20 protein-coding genes, 1 tRNA gene and 1 other RNA gene are annotated in these 21,213 nt (G+C 67.8%); 13 read left to right on the forward strand and 9 right to left on the reverse strand.

The genetic code is table 11. From position 1 onward, the window contains the following. Positions 1-294: 294 nt before the first annotated feature. The 4 genes from FXN61_RS31800 (at position 295) to FXN61_RS31815 (ending at position 4,572) form a co-directional block, all read left to right on the forward strand. Positions 295-1,173, forward strand: a complete 879-nt coding sequence (locus FXN61_RS31800; protein WP_167977681.1) for a peptidase S1 — start codon at positions 295-297, stop codon at positions 1,171-1,173. 47 nt (positions 1,174-1,220) lie between these two features. Continuing rightward, positions 1,221-2,672, forward strand: coding sequence for a glycoside hydrolase family 19 protein (locus FXN61_RS31805; protein WP_167977682.1), 1,452 nt, complete (start codon positions 1,221-1,223; stop codon positions 2,670-2,672). Between the two features lie 35 nt (positions 2,673-2,707). After that, complete coding sequence (locus FXN61_RS31810; RefSeq protein WP_167977683.1) at positions 2,708-4,090, forward strand: CHAP domain-containing protein; 1,383 nt, start codon at positions 2,708-2,710, stop codon at positions 4,088-4,090. A gap of 65 nt (positions 4,091-4,155) precedes the next feature. Continuing rightward, positions 4,156-4,572 carry an NlpC/P60 family protein gene (locus FXN61_RS31815; RefSeq protein ID WP_167977684.1) on the forward strand — a complete coding sequence of 139 codons (417 nt, stop codon included), beginning with the start codon at positions 4,156-4,158 and terminating at the stop codon, positions 4,570-4,572. A gap of 125 nt (positions 4,573-4,697) precedes the next feature. Here the strand turns inward: FXN61_RS31815 and FXN61_RS31820 are convergent, their stop codons facing one another. From FXN61_RS31820 to FXN61_RS31835, 4 genes are all read right to left on the reverse strand, one after another. After that, a complete protein-coding gene (locus FXN61_RS31820) occupies positions 4,698-5,555 on the reverse strand; it encodes a phosphatidylinositol-specific phospholipase C/glycerophosphodiester phosphodiesterase family protein (protein WP_167977685.1) in 858 nt (285 codons plus the stop codon). 144 nt (positions 5,556-5,699) lie between these two features. Continuing rightward, entirely contained in the window at positions 5,700-7,235 is a 1,536-nt protein-coding gene (locus FXN61_RS31825) for an acyl-CoA synthetase (RefSeq protein WP_167977686.1), read from the reverse strand. Further along, positions 7,235-8,371 (reverse strand): DUF5938 domain-containing protein, encoded by a 1,137-nt coding sequence (locus FXN61_RS55790; protein WP_312878142.1) that lies wholly within the window; start codon positions 8,369-8,371, stop codon positions 7,235-7,237. The genes FXN61_RS31825 and FXN61_RS55790 overlap by 1 nt, the downstream gene beginning before the upstream one ends. Then, entirely contained in the window at positions 8,368-9,171 is an 804-nt protein-coding gene (locus FXN61_RS31835) for an SDR family NAD(P)-dependent oxidoreductase (protein ID WP_167977687.1), read from the reverse strand. The genes FXN61_RS55790 and FXN61_RS31835 overlap by 4 nt, the downstream gene beginning before the upstream one ends. 134 nt (positions 9,172-9,305) lie before the next feature. Between FXN61_RS31835 and FXN61_RS31840 the strand changes: the two genes are divergently transcribed. Next, positions 9,306-9,959: a TetR/AcrR family transcriptional regulator gene (locus tag FXN61_RS31840; protein WP_167977688.1), complete on the forward strand. Its 654-nt coding sequence runs from the start codon at positions 9,306-9,308 to the stop codon at positions 9,957-9,959. 56 nt (positions 9,960-10,015) lie between these two features. On the opposite strand, the gene FXN61_RS31845 is transcribed toward FXN61_RS31840, so the two are convergent. Next, positions 10,016-10,098 (reverse strand) — tRNA-Leu (locus FXN61_RS31845). 65 nt (positions 10,099-10,163) lie between these two features. Between FXN61_RS31845 and FXN61_RS31850 the strand changes: the two genes are divergently transcribed. Beyond that, on the forward strand, positions 10,164-11,237 hold the full coding sequence (locus FXN61_RS31850) for a bifunctional RNase H/acid phosphatase (RefSeq protein WP_167977700.1): 1,074 nt from the start codon (positions 10,164-10,166) through the stop codon (positions 11,235-11,237). A 93-nt stretch (positions 11,238-11,330) separates the two neighbouring features. Then, positions 11,331-12,326 (forward strand): hypothetical protein, encoded by a 996-nt coding sequence (locus tag FXN61_RS31855; RefSeq protein WP_167977689.1) that lies wholly within the window; start codon positions 11,331-11,333, stop codon positions 12,324-12,326. Here the strand turns inward: FXN61_RS31855 and FXN61_RS31860 are convergent. Further along, entirely contained in the window at positions 12,319-12,840 is a 522-nt protein-coding gene (locus FXN61_RS31860) for an NAD(P)H-dependent oxidoreductase (RefSeq protein ID WP_167977690.1), read from the reverse strand. The genes FXN61_RS31855 and FXN61_RS31860 overlap by 8 nt on opposite strands. A 176-nt stretch (positions 12,841-13,016) precedes the next feature. On the opposite strand from FXN61_RS31860, the gene rnpB reads away from it, so the two are divergent. After that, positions 13,017-13,397: RNase P RNA component class A (rnpB, locus tag FXN61_RS31865), an RNA gene on the forward strand. A 16-nt stretch (positions 13,398-13,413) separates the two neighbouring features. Then, entirely contained in the window at positions 13,414-13,932 is a 519-nt protein-coding gene (locus tag FXN61_RS31870; protein WP_167977691.1) for a hypothetical protein, read from the forward strand. A 48-nt stretch (positions 13,933-13,980) separates the two neighbouring features. On the opposite strand, the gene FXN61_RS31875 is transcribed toward FXN61_RS31870, so the two are convergent. Further along, the gene (locus tag FXN61_RS31875) at positions 13,981-15,180 is read right to left on the reverse strand and encodes a S8 family peptidase (protein ID WP_167977692.1); all 1,200 of its coding nucleotides are present in this window, start codon (positions 15,178-15,180) and stop codon (positions 13,981-13,983) included. Positions 15,181-15,293: 113 nt separating this feature from the next. Here FXN61_RS31875 and FXN61_RS31880 point away from each other — a divergent pair, with 113 nt between their 5' ends. Beyond that, positions 15,294-16,418 (forward strand): threonine synthase, encoded by a 1,125-nt coding sequence (locus FXN61_RS31880; RefSeq protein ID WP_167977693.1) that lies wholly within the window; start codon positions 15,294-15,296, stop codon positions 16,416-16,418. A gap of 156 nt (positions 16,419-16,574) precedes the next feature. After that, entirely contained in the window at positions 16,575-18,161 is a 1,587-nt protein-coding gene (locus FXN61_RS31885) for a DUF6345 domain-containing protein (protein WP_167977694.1), read from the forward strand. Here FXN61_RS31885 and FXN61_RS31890 read toward each other — a convergent pair. Next, on the reverse strand, positions 18,158-19,642 hold the full coding sequence (locus FXN61_RS31890; protein ID WP_167977695.1) for an ABC transporter permease: 1,485 nt from the start codon (positions 19,640-19,642) through the stop codon (positions 18,158-18,160). The two genes, FXN61_RS31885 and FXN61_RS31890, sit on opposite strands and share 4 nt — an antisense overlap. 39 nt (positions 19,643-19,681) lie before the next feature. Further along, on the reverse strand, positions 19,682-19,945 hold the full coding sequence (locus FXN61_RS31895; RefSeq protein ID WP_312878143.1) for a ParB family protein: 264 nt from the start codon (positions 19,943-19,945) through the stop codon (positions 19,682-19,684). A 425-nt stretch (positions 19,946-20,370) separates the two neighbouring features. Here FXN61_RS31895 and FXN61_RS31900 point away from each other — a divergent pair, with 425 nt between their 5' ends. Beyond that, positions 20,371-20,649 carry a hypothetical protein gene (locus tag FXN61_RS31900; protein ID WP_167977697.1) on the forward strand — a complete coding sequence of 93 codons (279 nt, stop codon included), beginning with the start codon at positions 20,371-20,373 and terminating at the stop codon, positions 20,647-20,649. A gap of 3 nt (positions 20,650-20,652) precedes the next feature. Further along, on the forward strand, positions 20,653-21,129 hold the full coding sequence (locus tag FXN61_RS31905) for a hypothetical protein (RefSeq protein ID WP_167977698.1): 477 nt from the start codon (positions 20,653-20,655) through the stop codon (positions 21,127-21,129). Positions 21,130-21,213: the final 84 nt, after the last annotated feature.

A 21,213-nucleotide genomic window follows, 5' to 3' on the forward strand; every position in this document is an offset into this window, starting at 1 on the left:
GGCGTCGGTGGCGTTCCTCGTGGCGGCGACGCGTGGACGGCCGTCGGCGAGCCGATCGCGGCGAAGCGCGGCGTGGGCCGAGGCGAAGGGCGTCTTCGGGCTGCACGGGTGCCGGGAGGCTCATGAGCCACGCCGTGTCCCGGCCGTCACCGCGCGGGTTTTGGAAAACTTTTAGAAACCACTAAAAGTGCAGGTACCCGGCTTTTAGAAGATGCTTGAGGTTTCTTTCAGGCGTCCCCGCCAATCTTCTCTCATCGCAAGGAACAAGCCGATGAGAGAAACAGGGTGGGGACAATGAAGAACATTCTCGGTCGCATCATCGCCGCTTCGCTGATCACCGGAATCGCGTTGGCCGGCAGCCAGATGGCCGCCTCTGCGGGAGAGCTGCCCGCCGGAGCCGACCGGATCGCGGTGCTGCAGAACGGCCAGCTGTCGGTCAAGCAGGGCTCCCCCTACGCGGCCTGGACGACGCAGCTCGGCGACTTGCGAAAATTCGAGGTCGCGGGTGACCTCGTGGGCGCGTTGACCATCGACGGCCGGCTGCTCGTCAAGGAGGGCGGGCTCGACGCCGCGTGGGTCGCCCAGGCGTCGGGGGTGAAGGACTTCCGGCTGGCCGGAAACCGGATCGGCGTTCTGCTCACCAACGGCACCCTCGCTGTCAAGGAAGGCATGTTCGGTGCCTTCGTCGAGCAGGCTGCGGGTGTCACGGACTTCGAGCTGACGAACAACCGGGTCGGCATCGTGACCGCGGACGGAACCGCGCAGGTCAAGGAGGGCGGCCTCGACGCGGCCTTCGTGGCGATGATCGGCGGGGCCGCGGACCTGGAGCTGACCGGCACCCGCGTCGGCGTCGTGCGCACCGACGGATCCGTCGCCGTGAAGGACGGCCTCTTCGGCTCCTGGACGGAGCAGGTCGGTGGAGCGAAGAAGCTGGCGCTGGCCGGCGACCGCATCGGCGTGGTCCTCACCGGCGGTGCGGCGATGGTCAAGGACGGTCTGTTCGGGGCCTGGTCGGAGCAGGCGACCGGTACCTCCGCGATCGAGCTCGCGGGTGACCGCATCGGCGTGCTGCACGCCGACGGCACCGCGGCGGTGAAGGTGGGCACTCAGGGCTCCTTCGTCGTCCAGGCCGCGCAGGTGCAGCAGATCGGTCTCGCCGCGCCGGGCGCGTGAATTCCGCTTCGGAGAAACACCATTCACACAATTCCTGCAAGGAGCCGATGATGTTCTCGTTCAAGAATGCGCTCGGTCGCCTCACCGCGGCCACTGTGATCACCGGAATCGCGTTCACCTCGATGCAGACGACGGCCACCGCCGGGGAGCTTTCCTCCGGTGCCCACCGGCTGGGTGTGCTGAGCAACGGCGCGGTGCTGGTCAAGGAAGGCAACCTCTACGCGAGCTGGGTGGAGGAGATGGGTGGCGGTGTCGAGAAGTTCGACATCGCGGGTGACCGGATCGGTGTGCTGACGACCGATCACAAGCTGTTCGTCAAGGAGGGCAACCTCTGGGCCGACTGGACAGAACAGGCGCACGGGGTGAAGGACTTCCGCCTCACCGCGAACCGGATCGGTGTGCTGCGCGACGACTCGTCGGTCGCGGTCAAGGAGGGCAACCTCAACGCCACCTGGGTCGAGCAGACCAGTGGGGTCAAGGACCTGGAGCTGTCCGGCAACCGGCTCGGTGTCGTCTTCGACAGCGGTCTGGCCACGGTCAAGGAAGGCGACCTCTACTCGCCCTGGGTGGACCAGCTGGGTGGCGTCGCCGACCTCGAGCTGTCCGCGGACCGCGTGGGTGTGCTGCGCACCGACGGCACGGTGGCGGTCAAGGAGTCCAACCTGTGGTCGAACTGGGTCGAGCAGATCAGCAACGTCAGCAAGCTCGAACTGTCCGGTTCCATGATCGGTGTCGTCACCAAGGACGGCCTCGCCACCGTCAAGGAGGGCAACCTCTACTCGACCTGGGTCAACCAGACCTCGGGTGTGGCGGACCTGCAGATCGCCGGTGACCGCATCGGCGTGCTGACCACCGGCGGGGTGGTGACCGTCAAGGAAGGCGGTCTCTACGGCTCGTGGCTCAACCAGTACGGCGGCGTGCAGAGCTTCCGGCTGGCCGCCGCGGTCGGCAACCAGGCGGGGCAGCACGTGTCCCAGCAGGACATCGTCAACATCTACGGCAGTGCCTACGCCACCGACACCGTCGCCGCCGGACTGCCGAGCCTGAACGCCGAGATGCAGGCGGCCGGTATCACGACGCCGACGCGCAAGGCGGCGTTCCTGGCGACGCTCAAGCACGAGAGCGGTTTCCGTTACAACGCAGGTGAAGCCGGCAACGGCGCGGTCTACAAGGGCCGTGGCTTCATCCAGCTGACCGGTGACTTCAACTACCGCGCGGCCGGCAACCACCTCGGCCACGACTTCCTGAACAACCCCGGCGACGCGGCGTCGCTGGAGTGGAGCGCCAAGATCGCCCGTTGGTACTGGACGGTGGCTCGCAACATCAACGCTTCCGCGGACGCCTACGACATGGGCGGTGTGGGCCGGGCGATCGGTTACTCCTACGACCTCGACCCGACCGAGTCGCTGAACCGTTGCGCCTCCTACAAGAAGGCCCTCGCCTACTTCAACGGCGGATCGCTCCCGGTGCCGGAGAGCTCGATCAAGTGCACCCGCTGACCCCTCGACCAGCTCACCAGGCCAAGGAGAACGTCATGAACACCACCTCGAAGCGCACCGTCACCGCAGTCCTCGCCGCATCCGTCCTGGCTCTGCTCGGCATCATTCCGGCCAGCGCCGACACCCGGACCGACATCCGCGACCTGGCGGCCGCGAACCTGAACAAGAACACCTGCAGCACCAACAGTCTCGGCGGCACCGGGTACATGGACAGCTGCCGGCTGGAACACGCCTGGTGCTCGGACTTCGCGAGATGGGTGTGGGGCAACCGCAACATCAACGCCGACCGGCTCAGTGCGGCGGCAGGCAGCTTCTACCGCTACGGCGAGCTGTACGGCACGCTGCACACCGACCCGTCCTACGTCCCGCAGCTCGGTGACGCGGTGGTGCTCAACTACCACGGAGGCGGTCGCGCCGACCACGTCTCGCTGGTCGACTCGGTCTACTCCAACGGCACGATCCGCACGATCAACGGCAACTTCGGCGGCAGCGGTCCTCTGTCGTCGACCGTCCAGTACGCCACCGGCGGCGGCCGAGTCGGTCAGGTGATCGCCGGCCAGACCATCTCCGCGTTCGTCAGCCCGGCCGGTGCCGGCACGACCCGCCCGACGTTCTCGCGCATCGGTGTCCGGTTCGCCGACACCTCCGTGCACGTCAAGGAAGGAAACCTCTACGACAACTGGGTTCTCGAGCACGGCGGCGGCATCGTCAAGTCCGAAGTGGACGGTGACATGATCGGTGTGCTGACCTCGTCCGGCGATCTGCACGTCAAGCAGGGCAACCTCCACCAGAGCTGGTTCCACCAGGCGAGCGGTGTCAAGGACTTCTCGCTGGAGTCGAGCAAGGGCCGGGTCGGCATCGTCCGCACCGACGGCACCGTCGCGGTGAAGGAAGGCGGCGTGCAGGGCCTCTGGGTCGAGGAGATGAACGGCGCCACGGAGGTCGAGCTCTCCGGTGACTACCTGGGCGTGGTGTCCACCGACGGCACCGCCTTCGTGAAGAAGGGCAACCTCTACGAGTCCTGGACCTCACAGCTCGGTGGCGTCGCGGACCTGGAGATCTCCGCGGCCGGCGACCGCATCGGTGCCCTGCGCACCAATGGAACGCTGACCGTCAAGGAGGGTGGCCTGTACGGCTCGTGGGTCGAGCAGACGAGCAACGTCAAGGACTTCGACCTCTCCGGCGACTACATCGGCGTGGTGTTCAACGACGGCCTGGCCACGGTGAAGCAGGGCAACCTCTTCGCCGGCTGGATCAACCAGATGTCCGACGCGCAGGCGATCGAGGTCGACGCCAAGACCGGCCGCATCGGTGCCCTGCGCGCCAACGGCTCGCTGACCGTGAAGGAAGGCGGCCCGTACGGCGCCTGGGTCGAACAGACCAGCGGCGTCACCGAGTTCCAGCTGACGAACTACTGATCCATCCACAGACGGGCCACGACCCCACCGGTCGTGGCCCGTCCGGCGTTGCACTGGTGGAGACGATGAACGAGATCCTCGCCCGCGCGGCCAGCTGGTCCAGCGTCCCGTACAGCCAAACCGGCTTCCACACCAACGAGTACGGGACCTACCGCACCGACTGCTCCGGCTTCGCCTCGATGGCCTGGGGACTGCCGGGCCGACCCCTTGATCCGCACGGCGGCCTGAACAGCGTCGAGCTCGCCGGTATCAGCCGCCAGATCGACAAGAACGACCTTCTGCCGGGCGATCTGCTGATCGACGCGCGAGGCGACCACACGGCGCGACACGTAACGATCTTCGTGAGCTGGGCGGACCCTGCCCGTGGTCGGTACTGGACCTATGAGCAGTGCAGCGGTCACGGCACGATCCACCGCGTCGTCGACTACCCCTACAACGGCGACGCCGTCGGCTACCGGCCCTATCGGCGCCGTGAGGGCTGACGGAGTGGATGGACTGCACGGGTTCCTGGATGTGCGCTTTGGCGTCGGCGCCGCCGTCCCCGTGACGACGAAAGGGCGGACGCTCGAAGCGAGCATCCGCCCTGGCGTCGGGGACTTTCCCGGGCTCAGGCCGCGTGCCGCTCGGCGGGGTCGTTCGCCAAGAGGAACTCGCGCAGTCCTGCGAGGTCGTCGGTGTTGATGTGGTCGACGCCGGCCGCGAGCAGCTCGCGCCACACCGCTTCCCGCGGTTCTCCCGCCGTGTCCGGTGTGGCCCAGAACCGCACCCGGTACCCGGCCGCGTGTGCCTGCGACACGATGCGGCGGAGCTTCTCCCGCTCGGACACCGGAACGGGGCCGACTCCCTGCCACGTGAAGTTCTTCGTCCAGTTGTCGCTGACGAGCGGCATGAACGTGGCCGGGGCACCACCGCCGAGATCGCTCAGACGCCCGTCGTACCCGGCCAGCCGAACCCGCTGGGCGAGCATGTCCTCCCGCGGCCGGTTCCCGCTGATGACCACCTCGACCGCGCCACCTCGTTCCCGGCCGTTGACCCACTGGGTGAGCATCGGACGGAACTCGCGCAGTGCCTCGTCCACGGCCCGGTACGTCGCCGGTCCGTCGCTCTTGATGTCGACGAGCAGCTGGAAGGAACCGCGCCAGTGCGGGTAGACGCTGCCCCTGTTCGCTCGCACGAGCTTGGCGAGCGGCTGGAGGTAGAGGCTGCGCAGCGTACGGCCCGGTCGCGCGTCGGCCAGGTCGTGCGCCACGCGAAGTTCCCCGTCCACCAGCCACACGTCGGCCTCCACCGACGTGAACCCGCGGCTGCGGGCGTCGGCCAGCGGGCGGTCGTGTTCGTAGTCGTTGTGCGCGTGGGCACGTTCGAGCGGCTGCACTCCGCCGCCCGCCGCGACCGCACCCGGCAGCGGGCTTGCCACGACGGTCACGAGCAGTGCCAGCAGAACGGACAGCGTCGATCGCTTCATCGGACTCTCTTCTCTGCGCTCACACGCGGACCCTGGGCGGTGGTGGGCACGCACAGTGTCTAGCCGCCGCTGATGGAACGAGTTCTGCTTCCGGGTGAACACCACTCGACGCGGCGGGAACCAGCGCGTACCGACTCTCGCCGCTCAGCCCTTGGCGAGCCGTTCTCGGATCTCGGCCTTGAGCACCTTGCCCACTTTGGACCGCGGCAGGTCCGGCCAGATCTCCACCTGCTTGGGCGTTTTCACTCCGCCCAACCGATCCTTCACGAACGCGGTGAGCTCGGCGGCGTCCGCGTGGCCGGCGGCGCGTAGTTGCACGACCGCGGTCACCCGTTCGCCCCACTTGTCGTCAGGCAGTCCGACCACGGCGCTGTCCTGGACCGCGGGATGAGCCTGCAACGCCTGCTCGACCTCGGCCGAGTACACGTTGAAGCCGCCGGTGATGATCATGTCTTTGGCGCGGTCGACGATGTAGAGGTAGTTGTCCTCGTCGAGGTAACCGATGTCGCCGGTGTGGTGCCAGCCGTGCCCGCTCACCTCGGCGGTGGCCGCGGGGTTCTCGTGGTACCCGGCCATCACCAGCGGCCCGCGGACGACGATCTCACCGCGTTCCCCCGCCGGCAGCAGCGCCCCGTCCTGATCCATGATCGCGACCTGGGTCAGCGGAGTCGGCTTGCCCGCCGAGGAGAGCCGCGCGGTCGCGATCGAGCCGTCCGGCAGGAAGTGGTCGGCGGGGGCGAGTGTGGCGATCATGTTCGGCGCTTCGGTCTGGCCGAACAGCTGACCCATCACCGGCCCGATCCGGTGCAGTGCCTCGGTCAGCCGCACCGGGGACATCGGCGCGGCGCCGTACCAGAGACAGCGCAGGGAACTGAGGTCGGTCGAGTCCAGGGCCGGATGGTCGAGCAGGCCGTAGATCACGGTGGGAGGCAGGAACGCGTGGGTGATCCGATGCCGCTCGATCAACCGGAGGAACTCGCCGAGGTCCGGCACCGGCATGATCACGGTCTCGCCGCCCTTGGCCATGATCGGGAACGTGAGGACGCCCGCCGAGTGCGTGAGCGGGGCGAGCGCCAGGTAGCGCGGGCGATCGCCGAACGGGTAGCTCATCAGGGTCAGCGCGGTCGCGGTCTCCAGGTTGTGCCCCGTCAACCGCACACCCTTGGGCCGCCCGGTCGTGCCACCGGTTCCCGCCAGCACGCAGAGGTCGTCGTCCGCCACGGTCACCGGCTCCGGTTCCCGGCCGTGCCGTGCCAGCCAGTCGGCGAACCCGATCGCGCCCTCCACCTCGCCGTCCAGGCACACCAGCGTGGTCAGCGCCGGCAGGTCGTCGCGGATGCGGTGGACGAGCGGAGCGAACTTCTCCTGGAAGAAGAGGCACCGGCAGCCGAACAGGTCGAGCAGCTCCCGGTTCTCCGCGGCCTCGTTGCGGGGGTTGACCGGGCACCACACCGCACCCGCGCGCGAGATGCCGAACACGCAGGTGAGGGCGAGCGGGTCGTTCGCGGAGAGCACCGCGACGCGGTCTCCCCGGCCGATTCCGCTGTCCTGCAACGCTCCCGCGATCGTGCGGGAGCGTTGCCGCACGTCGGCGTAGCTCGTGGAAACGCCGCCGATGGTCAGGCACGGCGCGTCGCCATCGAGCGACGCGCCCTTGTCGAGGTAGTCGCACAGCCGCATCAGCGGTGCACTTCGAAGACGGGGTCGAGCACCAGGCCGAACGATCGAAGGGTGCCCAGCAGCTCCCGGTGGCCGAACGCCTGACAGCCGGAGGCGAAGCCGACCCTCCTGGGGGCGTCCTGCAACAGATGTACGGCGGCGTGCACGTTCAGCAACGCCGTCTGCTTGTAGTTGCAGTTGCCGTGGATGACGCAGTGCGCCCTCCCAAGTGGGCCGGACGCGTGCACGGAGTCCAGCGAGATGTTGATCCGCGGGTTCTCCCTCGGCGGCATCTCACTGCGCACCTGTGCGGAGAAGTCGTCGACGATCCGGTACTTCTCCTCGTCCGACTTGCCCTCCATCTGCTGGAGGGCGGCGGTGACGATCTGCGGCACACCAAGCATCAACGGCCGGTTGAACACGCCGCCGAGCGCGCGCACGGACGCCACCCTGGGATCCTTCTTGAACCACACCGGATGCGCCGTGCCGCCCCACGGCAGCGCCAGGCCCAGCTCGTGCTGCCCCGGCACGACGAGCTCGTACAGGCCGGCGTCCGCCGGCCATTCCACGTACTCGTTCTGCTCGAGGTGGTAAGCCTTCGCGAACGCGGCGTTGGTGAGGATCGTGTTGGTGGAGGCGACTGTGGGATAACCCTTCCAGAACACCCCGATGTCCAAAGTGTCCAGTCCGGGCGTCTCCAGGCAGATCTGCGCGGCGATCTCGCCGACCGTGTACATCTGCGCGATGCCGGGGGAGAGCAGCAGACCCTGCTTCGCGAACTCGGCGCCGTACCGGGCATCGGCGTCGATCATCCAGTCCTGCTCGCCGTTGGTGTCGGTGTAGTGCGCACCGACGTTCAGGCTCGCTCGCACCGCTTCGTGGCCGTAGCGGGAGAACGGGCCGACGGTGTTCAGCACGACCTTGGCTCCGGTGAACGCTTCGGTCAGCGCCGCCTCGGTGTGCTCCACCTCCGCGATCTCGTAGGAGACCGTGTCGATGCCGGGCACCGCGTCGACGGCCTCCTTGACCCGCTTGCCGTCCCGGCCCGCGGCGAGGAAGGGCACCCCGTACTCGCGCAGGTACTCGCAGATCAGGCGTCCGGTGTAGCCGGAGGCGCCGTAGACGACGACTGGCTTGTCCGTGGGCACAGTGGTCACATCCCCATTCCACCGTCGACCGGAAGACCTGCACCGGTGATGAACTTGGACGCGTCGGACGCGAGGAACACCACCGCGTCGGCCATGTCGTCGACCTGCCCCAGCCGCCCGAGCGGAGTCAGCTCCACCACCGCTCCCGCAGCCGCTTCCGGCGAGGGGAAAAGGCCGAGTTCAGCGCAGTCCACGGCGAGCTGGTTACCCATCGCGGTGGGTGTGAGGCCGGGGTAGATGCAGTTCACCCGCACGCCGTACCCGAGCTTGCCCGACTCGGCGGCCGCCACCCTGGTCAGCCTGTCGATGGCGGACTTCGTCGCCGAGTACACGCTGATCCCGGGAAAGGCGATGGTCGCGGCGACCGACGCGACGCTGATGATCGAGCCGCCGTTGCCCGCCGCACCACTCGGACGCATGGCACGCAGTCCGTGCTTCATGCCGAGGGCGGTGCCGAGCACGTTGACGTCCAGCATCTTGCGCACGTCGGCGGGGTCGAGTTCGGTGATCAGACTGGTGATCTCGATGCCCGCGTTGTTCACCAGGATGTCGAGCCCGCCGATCGCGTCGATCGCGGTGCTGACCGCTGACGCCCAGCTCGCGTCGTCGGTGACGTCCAACGGCACGAACTCGGCTGTCGCGCCCGAGTCACGCAGCGCCTGGGCGGTCTGCTTGCCCTCCTCCTCCAGGACGTCGCCGATCAGGACCGCCGCGCCGGCCGCGGCCAGAGCCTCGGCCATGCCGGCGCCAAGCCCACGCGCACCGCCCGTGACCAGCGCTTTTCGCCCGTTCAGCTGATAACTCGTCATTGAGTCGCCTCCTCGGTGAGTTGGCTCACACCCTAGCTAGAACTTGACAGTCGTCAAGTTTTTCCTTGACGACTGTCCAAGATTTATTGGACGACTGGTCAGGCACAGCGGCCGTGAACGATAGGATCCGGGCTGTGACCGACGTCGCTGAGAGCAAGCAGGACCGGATCGCCCGCCGGCAGGTCGACAAGTTCGACGCCCGGCGGACGGAGCTCGCGGTGGCGACGCTGCACACGCTGGCCGAGCTGGGTTACGCCAGGACGAGCCTGCGGGAGATCGCGCAGAACTCCGAGTTCTCCCACGGTGTCCTGCACTACTACTTCGCGGACAAGCGCGACCTGATCACCGAGGCGGTCCGCCAGTACGAGGTGGTCTGCGTGACCCGGTACGACGAGGTGGTGGCCAGCGCGACCACGCCGGAACAGTTGCGCGACGAGTTCGTGGCGATGTTCTTCGACACCCTCGGCCAGGACGCGACACTGCACCGGCTCTGGTACGACCTGCGCAACCAGAGCCTGTTCGACGAGTCCTTCCGCGCGGACGTGCTGGAGATCGACAGTCACCGCGAAGCCATGGTGTGGCGGGTGATCAGCCGCTACGCCGAGTTGCGAGCCGGCGAGCCCGCGAGCTCGCCGGCCGCCGCCTACGTGACGCTCGACGGCGTCTTCCAGCGAGCACTTCTTCACCACCTCGCCGGCAACACCGAGACCGTCGCGAAGTTGCGTGGTGAGCTGCCGGAGGTCATCGACCTGCTTGTCGGCGACGCCGGCTCGGGCTCAACCAGCTGACCTCGCTACGCAAAGCAAAAGAGGCCGCCTTTGAGACGACCTCTTCGCGTGTTCAGTGTCCGAGGGGGGACTTGAACCCCCACCCCCTTTCGGGGACTAGCACCTCAAGCTAGCGCGTCTGCCATTCCGCCACCCAGACTGGTGCGATCATCGTACATGGCGGTCTGCGGGCCCTGAACGCGGGGCTACGATCGGCCGGTGAAGGTGATCGTCGAGGCTGATGGCGGGTCGCGGGGCAACCCCGGGCCGGCCGGGTACGGGGCCGTTGTCCGCGACAAGCTCAGTGGCGAAACAGTGGCTGAGCGCAAGGGGTTCATCGGCGTCGCCACCAACAACGTGGCGGAGTACCAGGGGCTGATCGCCGGGCTCAGGGCGGCGCAGGAGCTCAACGCCGAGACCGTTGACGTGCGGATGGACTCCAAGCTCGTCGTCGAGCAGATGGCGGGGCGCTGGAAGATCAAGCACCCGTCCATGCAACCGCTCGCACGGGAGGCGCAGGCCCTCGCGCGGTCCTTCAAGGCCATCACGTACGAGTGGATTCCGCGGGAGCGCAACCGGCAGGCTGACCGGCTCGCCAACGAGGCGATGGACGGGGCGGGGAACAAAACCCAAGAGAACAAAACCCAAGAAGGCGACAAGCAGCCGCACTGGAGTGGCGCGGTCGGTGAGCCCACGCGGTTGATCCTGTTGCGGCACGGGCAGACCAAGCTGTCCGTCGAACGGCGCTACTCCGGGCGGGGCGACCACCTGCTCACCGAGCTCGGGCTGCAGCAGGCGGAGAAGGCGGCGCAACGTCTGTCCAAAATGGACGGTATCGCGGGGATCATCTCGTCGCCGTTGCAACGTGCGGCGCAGACCGCTCAGAAGCTCGGGGAGAAGACCGGTCTGGAGGTCGTCACCCACCAGGGGCTCATCGAGACCGACTTCGGCACGTGGGAAGGGCTGACGTTCGCCGAGGCGGCGCAGCAGGACCCGGAGATCCACCGCCGCTGGCTGGGAGACACGAGCGTCCAACCACCGGAAGGCGAGAGCTTCGACGAGGTCAACGCCAGGGTGAGGAAGGCGCGCACGGAGATCATCGCGCGGTACGGCGGCAAGACGTTGGTGCTCGTCAGTCACGTCACGCCGATCAAGACGCTTCTCCGTCAAGCCCTTGACGTCGGGCCGCAGTTCCTGTTCCGGATGCACCTCGATCTGACGGGTGTGTCGATTGCCGAGTTCTACCCGGACGGGCACGCGTCGGTGAAGCTCGTGAACGACACGTCGCACTTGGGCTGACAATTCCCGGAAATGCTTTGTAGGGGACGTGTAGGGCGCCTCGGTAGCTTGTTTTCCGGCCGTGAGGTGCGGCCGGGAAAACGGGAGGTCAGCGTGAGAAAGGCCCTGTCCCTGGTCGCCGCCATGACAATGGCGATGGTGGCCCTGAACGTGCCGGCGGCATCAGCGGCCACGAGTGTCACCTTCCAGCCGCAGACCGTGCTGGGGCCGGGCGTCCCGAAGGACGGCACGAGCGACCAGAACGTCGTGGCGCTCGGCGAGGTCACCTTCGACACGACCGCCACCCAGACCGCCCAGCTCGTCTCGGTGATGAGGGTCAACGACGTGACGATCCGCTCGTTGTTCGACAACGAGATCGTGTGCAAGTGGGCCGGTGGCAGCAAGAACGTGGTGCTGGGCCAGAACGTGTACCAGCGGGGCAGCGGAAAGCCGCAGTTCGAGGACCTCACGCTGACCACCAGCCAGCTGGTGCACCCCGGTGTCGCGACCCGTGTCACCTGCACCGCGTTCATCCGCACGGCGTCGCTGGGCTGGGACGACTCGACGCTTCGCCTCGTGAGCGGCTCGCTCAAGGCGGTCGTCTTCGCCGGCAAGGCGATCCAGGCGAGCACTCCGCCCGGCCTGTACAAGGTTGACGCCGCGAACCCGGTCGTCCGGCAGCCGTTGTTGCCGTTGTCCGACGTGCCGGCGGACACCCAGAGCCTGGACGTGGTCGCGGACGCCGAATACATGATCTGCCACACCACCGGTCAATGCGACAAGACGAAGACGTCCAAGGCGTCTTTCACGCTCATCGTGAACCAGTGGAAAGCCGACGGGACGCTCTGCCAGAGCGACACTTCGACCAGCGTTGTCCTGGACACCCCCTATTGGGTGCACCACGTCGTCGTGCCTTTGAAGAAATCAGGCCTCGTGGTCCGGAAAGATTGTGCGCCGCGATTCAACGCGTACGTGCTCGTGAAATGGCTCGGCGGGGAAACGGGCGCGGTGCAGGGTGTGGCCACCGGATTGACCGACTCGCGACGGTCGGAGGCCAAGCACAACTCCGACATGAGCAGCGTCCACGTGATTCCGAACCGGCTCAGCTGACCTTCCGCAGGCGGGGCGTCAACGCCAGGACGAACCGGTCGGCCGCTGCCTCCAGGGCGGCGGCCGCATCGGGTGAACCCACGTTCTTGTCCAGCACGAACTCGCCGCGCACCACCTGGTCCGCGCCCTTGGCCGCGAGAAGCGGATGCAGCGCGTAGTCCATGGCCACCAGAAACCCCTGGCTGCCGCCCGTCGCCAACGGGAGCACCGCGCGCCCACGCAGCGCCTTCTTCGGCAGCAGGTCGAGCAATGCCTTGACCAGCCCGCTGTAGGCGGCGCGGTAGACGGGTGAGGCGACCACGACGCCGTCGGCGGAGAGCACGCTGCTCACCGCGGTGGCGATCTCCGGGTCGCGCAGGTCCTCGGTGAGCAGCGACAACGTGGGCAGAGACCGCACGTCGAGCAACGACACGTGGTGTCCAGCGGCCTTCAGCACCGCGGACACGTGCGACACCACGACACCGGTCGGCGCGGCGGGGGACGGCGCGCCGGAGATGATCAGCAGATCGGACATGGCAAGCACTCCCTGAGGTCGCGGGTGAGAGAAAGCGCGCTCAGCGGAGGCAACACAGGCTTGCTGCCACGCGGCCGTAGTCGACGTGGCGACGTCGTGTCATGGCTGTGAGTGAACCAACGTCCGGACCGGTGAACAACCAGTCCCAGACGCTGGGATATCCTGGTGGGCGCGGATGAGTCGGCAGGGCGGCCGCGGCAGGAGACTGTCGAGGAAAGTCCGGACTCCACAGGGCAGGGTGGTTGTTAACGGCAACCAGGGGCGACCCTCGGGACAGTGCCACAGAAAGCAGACCGCCTCGGCGTGAGCCGGGGTAAGGGTGAAACGGTGGTGTAAGAGACCACCAGCGCCCCAGGTGACTGGGGCGGCTAGGTAAACCCCACCCGGAGCAAGGCCAAGAGGGCACGAAAGTGCCTGCGCGAGCGTTCGAGGGCTGCCCGTCCGATGCTCGCGGGTAGGCCGCTAGAGCCTGTCGGCGACGGCAGGCCCAGATGGATGGCCGCCAAGTGGGACGCGAGTCCCATGAACAGGATCCGGCTTACATGCCGGCTCATCCGCCCTGATCATTGGCTCATGTCCGAGCAAGACGACGACCGGGTGTGGATCCACCTCCCCGGCGGACCCGCCGTCCCGGTCCGTGGTGGCAGCCCGCTGGAAGCCGCGTTCAGCAGCTCCGATCCGGGCGAGAAGATGTCGTGGAGCCTCGGGCTTCTCGGCGACTTCCTCTGGAGGAACCTGCCGGAATGCCGTCCGTTCTTCGCGGAACGGCTCAAGCACGAGATCGACGAGGCGATCGAGCAGGACCGGGAGCTGCACGCGGTCTGGCCGCTCGAGATCGCCTGCGACGTCCTGTGGTACCCGCTGATCCGGCCCGCGCTCGACGCCGACCCGATGGACGAGGAACTGGTGGCCCGGCTGCTGCGGATCGTTCGGGAGGCCTGGGCGCTCGAGCCTCCACCGTGGGAGGACACGAGGTACGGCCTGCGTGTGTACGTGCTGGAGAACCTCGACGTGCCCGAGCACATCTCCGTCGTGGAACGGCTCGATCCCGTGCTGCACCAGGTGATCAGGAACGAGATCGGCACGATCTGAGCCCACAGAGGACGGTGCCGGGCGGGGAGCCCGGCACCGTTCACACGATCAGAACGTCGCGACGTTCAACAGCGGTTCGTGCGTGCTGTCCGGGTCGGTCGCGGTGTTCCAGTTGCTGGTACCGGCCGACCGCAGAGCGGACTTCACGGTCGCAGGAGACGCGCTCGGGTGGGTCGACTTGTACAGCGCCGCCGCGCCCGCGACGTGCGGGCTGGCCATCGACGTACCCGAGATCGTGTTGTAGCCGCCGCCCTTCCAGGTCGACTGGATGCACACGCCCGGCGCGATGATGTCCACATCGGCGCCGTAGTTGGAGAAGTCGGCGAACGTGTCGTCCACGTCGGCGCGGCACGTCGACGCCGCCCCGCCGCCCGGCTGGCCGTTGAAGTCGGCCAGTGCGCTGACCGTGATGACTTCCTCGTAGGTGGCCGGCACGAAGGTCGAGGAGTTCGCGGCGCTGTTGCCGGCGGCCACGACGTACGTCACGCCGGCGGACACCGAACGGCAGATCGCCTCGTGCATCGCGTCCTTGTTGGACCCGCAGGCGCTGTCGCTGCCGGACCCGCCGAGGCTCATGTTCGCGACCTCGATCTCACTCGCGTGCGCGGTGACGTAGTCGATGCCGCAGATGATCCCGGAGAACGAGCCGCTGCCCTGGTTGTTGAGCACGCGGACCGGCCAGATGCGGGCGCCGGGGGCGACGCCGACGACGCCGGAACCGTTGTCGAGCGCGCCGATGGTGCCCGCCACGTGGGTGCCGTGGCCGTTGCCGTCGTCAGCGCTGCGGCCGGTGGAGCAGTTCTTCGCTCCCGCCGTGTTCACGTTGAGGTCGGGGTGGTCGAGGTCGACGCCGGTGTCGATCACGGCGACGTCGACGTTCACGCGTTCGTCCGTGCCGTTGATCCGGGCGGTCGGGCTCAGTTCGGCGTCGATGCGGTTGATCCCCGTCGGCACCGACTGTGCGGCGATGGAGGCCACGCCGTCCGGCTGCACCAGCGCGACTCGCGGGTCACGGGCGAGGCGTGCCGCCGTGGCGGCGGTCATGCGGCCCGAGTAGCCGCGCACTGCCGACTCGTACACGTTGTCGACGGTGACGCCGAGCAGGTTGGTCACGCTCGACACGCCAACGCCGTCCTTCAGCAGGACGATGTATCCGCTGGTCTGGGTGTCGGCGGCGGCTGGAGCGGCGGGAATCGCGGCGGCGAAAAGGACAGCGGCGAACAGGGCCTTGGCTGTGAGTCGTCGCATAACTCTCCTCAAGGGGCAGGAGCAGGGATCCCGATGTTCTCACCCGAACGGGGAGAAGCGTTAGTACTTTCGGGGGTAAATCTGCAGGCTCGTTCGCCTGTACTGATGGTCTTGTGCTCTCACATCTGGAATGCGCTCGCTGCGGCCTGCGTCACGACGCCAACGCCGTCCAGAACCTCTGCCGCGAGTGCGCCTCGCCGCTGCTGGCTCGCTACGACCTCGCGCGCGTGTCCCGTCCCACCGCGGAAAACTCGCTGTGGCGCTACCGCGACGTCCTCCCGGTTCGCGACCCCGACCCGGCCTTCAGCCTCGGCGAGGGCATGACCCCGCTGGTCCCGCTGCCCGCCCTGAGCAGGGCGATCGACGCGAAAATCCTCATGAAGGACGAGTCGCTCATCCCGACCGGCTCCTTCAAGGCTCGTGGCGCGGCCGTCGGGGTGGCGAGGGCCAAAGAGCTCGGCGTCAAGGGCATCAAGATGCCGACCAACGGCAATGCGGGCGCCGCCTGGGCCCTGTACGCCGCGCGCGCCGGTATGCGCAGCGTCATCGCCATGCCGGAGGACGCCCCGCTGATCACCCGCGAGGAGGTCGAGGCGAGCGGCGCCGAGCTCCGGATCGTGCCGGGCACCATCGCGGACGCCGCCAAGGCCATCGCCGACGTGGACCTCTTCGACGCCTCCACCCTCAAAGAGCCCTATCGCATCGAAGGTAAGAAGACGATGGGCTACGAGATCGTCGAACAGCTCGGGTGGCGCGTCCCTGACGTGATCGTCTACCCGACCGGCGGTGGTGTCGGGCTGATCGGGATTCACAAGGCGCTCAACGAAATGCGCGAGCTCGGCTGGATCGAAGGACCGTTGCCGCGCCTCGTCGCCGTTCAGTCCACCGGCTGCGCCCCGATCGTGCGTGCCTTCAACGAGGGCGCGGCCGAATCGACGTTCTGGGACGACGCCTACACCAGCGCGTTCGGCATCAACGTGCCGAAACCGTTGGGGGACTTCATTATCCTGCAAGCCATCAGGGAAACCGACGGCACGGCAACAGCTGTGGACGATGGGGAGATTCTCGAAGACCGCGCGGAGTGCGCGCGACTGGAAGGCGTCTTCCTGTGCCCGGAAGGCGCCGCAACCATCAGCGCCGTGCGGACTCTCCGCAAGGACGGCTGGCTCAAGGCGGACGACGAGGTGGTCGTGCTGAACACCGGAGCCGGCATCAAATACCCCGGTGTCCGCTTCTGAGTTCGCCCGTGGTCCAGTGGCGTTACAGAATTTCAGCCGTTCGAGTGGCGTCGCAGTTCCAGCAAGGTGCTGCCGGTATCACGGCCGAAACCGCCAGATCCTCCTGTCAGACGGCCTGCCCCTGCAGCCGGTCGTCTCCAAGGGAGGGGAAAAGACATGCAACGCAAGCTGACCGTGGTGCTGGCCTTGTCCAGCCTCATCACCGCGGGAGCGGTCGGAGTCGCGACCGCCGACGTGACTGAGCTCCCCGTCTACGGGGTGACGAGCGCAGGTCTCGACCATGAGCAGGCGCAACGGCTGCAACGAGCCTTCGGGCTCAAGGACGTCCAGAGGTCCGAGTTCGGCGAGGTCTCCTTCGCGGACGAGCAGCGCTACCAGTACCTGCCGACCGTCGACAAAGGACAGGGCAGGCCGGACGAGGACGGCAACGCGACCACGCAGACCGCGCTCGACACCGAGGCCCTCAAGCGCATCAAGACGATCCCCGCGGACGAGGCGGCCAAGCGCGCGCAGGAAGGCCTCCGCGCAGCAGGTGTGCTTCCCGCGAACGCCACGCCGACTGCCCAGTACACGACGTTCGAGCTGGCGGATGCCAACGGGCGCAACGCACTCACGGCCAACCTCGACACGAGCGTGTCGTACACGTTCCAGCTCGATGGCATCCCGCTGGAGGGTGAAGGAGCGAACATCCGCGTCTCGTTCGACGCGCTGGGCGTGACGGCGGTCAGCCACGCCGCGCGCACCTACGACAAGGCCGGCACCGTCAAGGTGAACGACCTCGCGTACGGCGCCAAGCTGTGCCAGGAATACCTCGGCGCTGAGGTGAAGCCGGAAGTCAGCTACGTCTACGTGGCACCGGGGCTCGACGAGAAGATCGACAGGCTCGAGCCGTCGTTCCGCTGCGCCGGACGCAACGCCGACGGAGGCGCTCCACAGGCCATCACCGTGTCCGCCGTGGTCGGTGCCGTGCGCCCGGAGCCGCAACCGGTTCAGCCGCCGCGCGAAGACGCCCAGTTCAAGATGCAGGCCGCAGGCACGCAGGTCGGCAGCGAGGGCACGGGCGTGTGCGCCGGGCTGCCCAACACCGCCGCCAACATCGGCACGTTCAACACCGAGGCGAGCAACCACGGCATCACCCGCGACTTCAGCTGGCTCGACGGCAACGCGTGGGAGAGCGACTTCAAGGACCCCGCGTTCGCCGGTGGTGACGACACCAACTGGGCCGACAACGTCGATCTCACCTATTGGCAGGGCCACGGTTCCGGCACCGGTTTCTACTTCTCCGGCTGCTCCAACCACAACGACACCAAGCTCGCCAACACCGAGGCGCGCTGGGGCCAGAACGACGTCGAGTGGATGAGCCTGTTCACCTGCCTGATCCTCGAGGACAACACCGGCGGCCAGACGTGGGCGCAACGCTGGGGCCAGGCCTTCCGCGGCCTGCACCAGATCAACAGCTTCACCACCGTCAGCTACAACTCCGCCAACCACGGCGGCAAGTTCGGCCACTACATGTGGCGCTCGCCGTTCCTGTGGTGGAACAACCCGATGAAGGTGCGCGACGCGTGGGCGCAGGCCAGCATCGACACCCAGCCCGCGTCGGTCCGCTGGGCGACGATGGGCGTCTACCAGCCGACGACCGGCGGGCTGGGCAACTACAACGACTACTTCTGGGGCAAGGGTTCCGTTGGCGCCGACCTCGCCTCGACCGGCTGGTTCTGGCGGATCTCCGGCGCCTCCTAACCGAGGTCCCGCACCCGAAGCCGTGCCATCCCAACGGAAGTGAGTAGGACGGCCACCGCCGCGAGCCCGAGAAGGGGCGCGGCGGTGAGCTGTTCCCCGGTCAGCACGCGCGGCAGGAAGTGGAACGGCGACACCAGGTTCGCCACGTCGTACCCGATGCCCAGCGACGGACCCACGATCTCGCCGAACATGTTGACCGCCAGCCACATCACGAACGAGATCGCCGCCGCGGCACGGGGCAGGAAACCCACCGCGAGCATCGCCACGGCACCCACGGTCAACGCCGGTGGTACTTGCAGCCACGCCGCAGTCAGCACCCGCAGGTCCCCACGCCCAGCCGCGAGCCCCGCGGCCGTCATCATCGCCACGGTCCCCGTCACGGCCACCGCCACGTGCCCCGCGGCCCACCGCATCCGGCCGACAGCGGTGGACAGCAGCAGCTCCGCACGCCCGCTCGTCTCGTCCGAGCGGATCCGCAGCACCGTCAGCACCGGGAACAACGCCGCGGTCCCGCCCAGGCTGATCAGAACCATCCACAGCAACGTGTCCCCGATCTCGCCGGACCCGTAGCGCCGCAGGAACTCCCGCATCACCGGCGCGGCGCCGTCGATCGTGCCGCGCATCCCCGCCGCCACCCCGCCCATCGTGGCTCCTGCCAACGCGAACGCGACCGTCCAGCCGATCAGCTGCGTCCGGTGCATCCGCCACGGCAGGCTGACGTCCCCACCAGCACTCCCCGGCCGCGCGGGAACGACGCCCGCCCCGAAGTCGCGGCGCAGGTTCAGCCGGAACGCGAGCGCGGTCAACGCCGCGGCGGCCACGAGCGGCACCACGAGCACCCATCCCGACACCAGAGCGAGGTGGCTCCAGCCGTTGGGGGAGAACCAGCGCAGCCACAGCACCCCGCTGCCGTCCGCCGCGAACCGCACCCCGTACGTCACCCCCAGGACACCGCACGCGATCAGCCGAGCCGTCGACGAACGCTCGGTGAGCTGCGCGGCCACTCCCGCCACGGCCGCGAACACCAGGCCAGGCGCGGCCACCGCGGCCCCGAACCGGACCCCGCCGATCGCCGCGACCAAGGCGCCTACCAGCAGCGAAGCGCCCATCGCGAGGCCGAGCGCGGTGGCCAGCGGAGCGAGCCGCGAGACCGGCGTCGAGCGCAGCAGCTCCTGACGGCCGGACTCCTCCTCGGCCCTGGTGTGCCGCACCACCGTCAGCACCGCCATCAAAGCGGTCAGCGTGAACGCGACGTCGGCGATCTTCCACATGATCAGGCCGGGCAACGTCGGCTCGGTCAGCTGCCCGGTGAACGCGGTCAGCGCCGCGTTGCCCGCCACGTCACGGGCGAACGCGAGCGCGGCGTCCGGTGTGGGGAACATCCGGCTGTACTGGCCGGTGACGCTGAGGACCACACCGGCGATCAGCACGACCCAGGCGCTCAGCACCACGCGGTCGCGACGCAGCAAGAACCGTAGCATTGTTCAGAAGCTACACAGCTTTCACAAACTTGTGAAGGCTCAGCGGTTGGCCGGTCGTCCCGAAGGCATCCTCAGCACGGGCCGGAACGGTTCCCCGGCGTTGTAGAGCTCCTCCAACTCGGTCACGTAGGCGAGCACCGCCGGGTTCACGATGTCGGCCAGCGACCGAACCCCGGCCTGAGGTTCGCAGGAAGCGAGATAGGTGGCCGCCGCACGCGCCCGCTCGAGCACGGACCTGTCGAAGTTGATCGTCCGCTGGACCCGGCGCCGGGATTGCGGGCCCTCCCCGGTAGGCTGATCCACGCCTGGAGCACTAGGGGAGGCTGTGATTCCGTCCACACTTCCGTCCGGCACGAGGTCAGGTTCGAGCATGGGCGAATCTCCTCGGAGTCGTCGCTCCGGACCGCGCCCGCAGTGCCAGTCAAAGGGGTCGCGAACCGGCCGATCAGGGCATTCACATGGATGTACACGTGCGCAGGTTTAGGACCCACGCACTGTGGGTGACCAGCGCGTTCGCAGTCGGGTGAACCTTGCCAGCGACGGAGAGAATCTTGAGCCGGGTGTTCCCCACTGACGTCTCCTCAGTGATGATGTGTCGGCCAGATTAGACGTAATTCCTCCCAGGGGGAACGGCCAGATGATCTACAGCCAGCTCCACTTGCTTCACACGTCGTGACGAACTCGTGTTCTACTCGTAGCGCAAGCCCGAGCGCACTCTGGAGTACCTAATGACCGCCATGGACCTGGTGACACTCGCTCAGCAGCAGCCGACGGTGCCGGGCACAGGCAATGTCCGCGACTGGATCCTGGACAACATCGTTCCGCTGCTCCTGCTCACCGTCGCGCTCCTCCTTCTCTGGCTGGGTGGTGGCAAAGGCGACAACGCGGGTGTCATGCGTCGCCTCGGTGGTGTGATCGTCGCCCTGGCCATCATCGGCCTCGCGGTCACGACCGACGCGGGGTCGAACATCGGCAAGTGGCTCGCCGGCCTGTTCGTCGGAGGCTGACACGTGCGGGTCCGCACCGACGACGAGGTCTATCGGGTCGACGCCGTCTGGCTCGGCCCGCCCAAAGCGACATTTCCCTGGCGCGCGCGGTACGTCGCGTGGGGCGTCGGGATTGTCGTTTTCCTCGTCGTACTCACGATCGAGCGTCAGATGGGCGTCGGGTTCGGGTTCTTCTCGACCGCGTGGGGCCTCGTCGCGACGATCATCCTCACTCGTTTCATCACCCAGCGGATCAGCCATGAACGGCCGCTCACGGCCGTCATGTCGATGTGGGTCCGCGAGCTCACCGCACCTCGAGAACGCACGGCAAGCACCGGCGGAGCGGCCAGCGCCGCCCGGATCCGGGTCAACCCGCAGCGGCCTCGTCCCAAGTTGAGCAAGAAACAACAACGACGGGCGAGACAGCAGGCCCAGCTCCGCCGGACGTCAGCCAGCCGTAAGAAGGAGGTTCGCGGTGTTCGGACGCCGGCGAGACCGTGACCGTCGCTCCGCCCAGCACATCGCCCAGCACGCCGCCGCGGACCCGCGTGAGCGCGACCGGGCGGCTTACTCCAAGCGCGGACG

The organism is Lentzea indica, assembly GCF_012184385.1.
GTDB classification, from domain to species: Bacteria; Actinomycetota; Actinomycetes; order Mycobacteriales; family Pseudonocardiaceae; genus Lentzea; species Lentzea indica.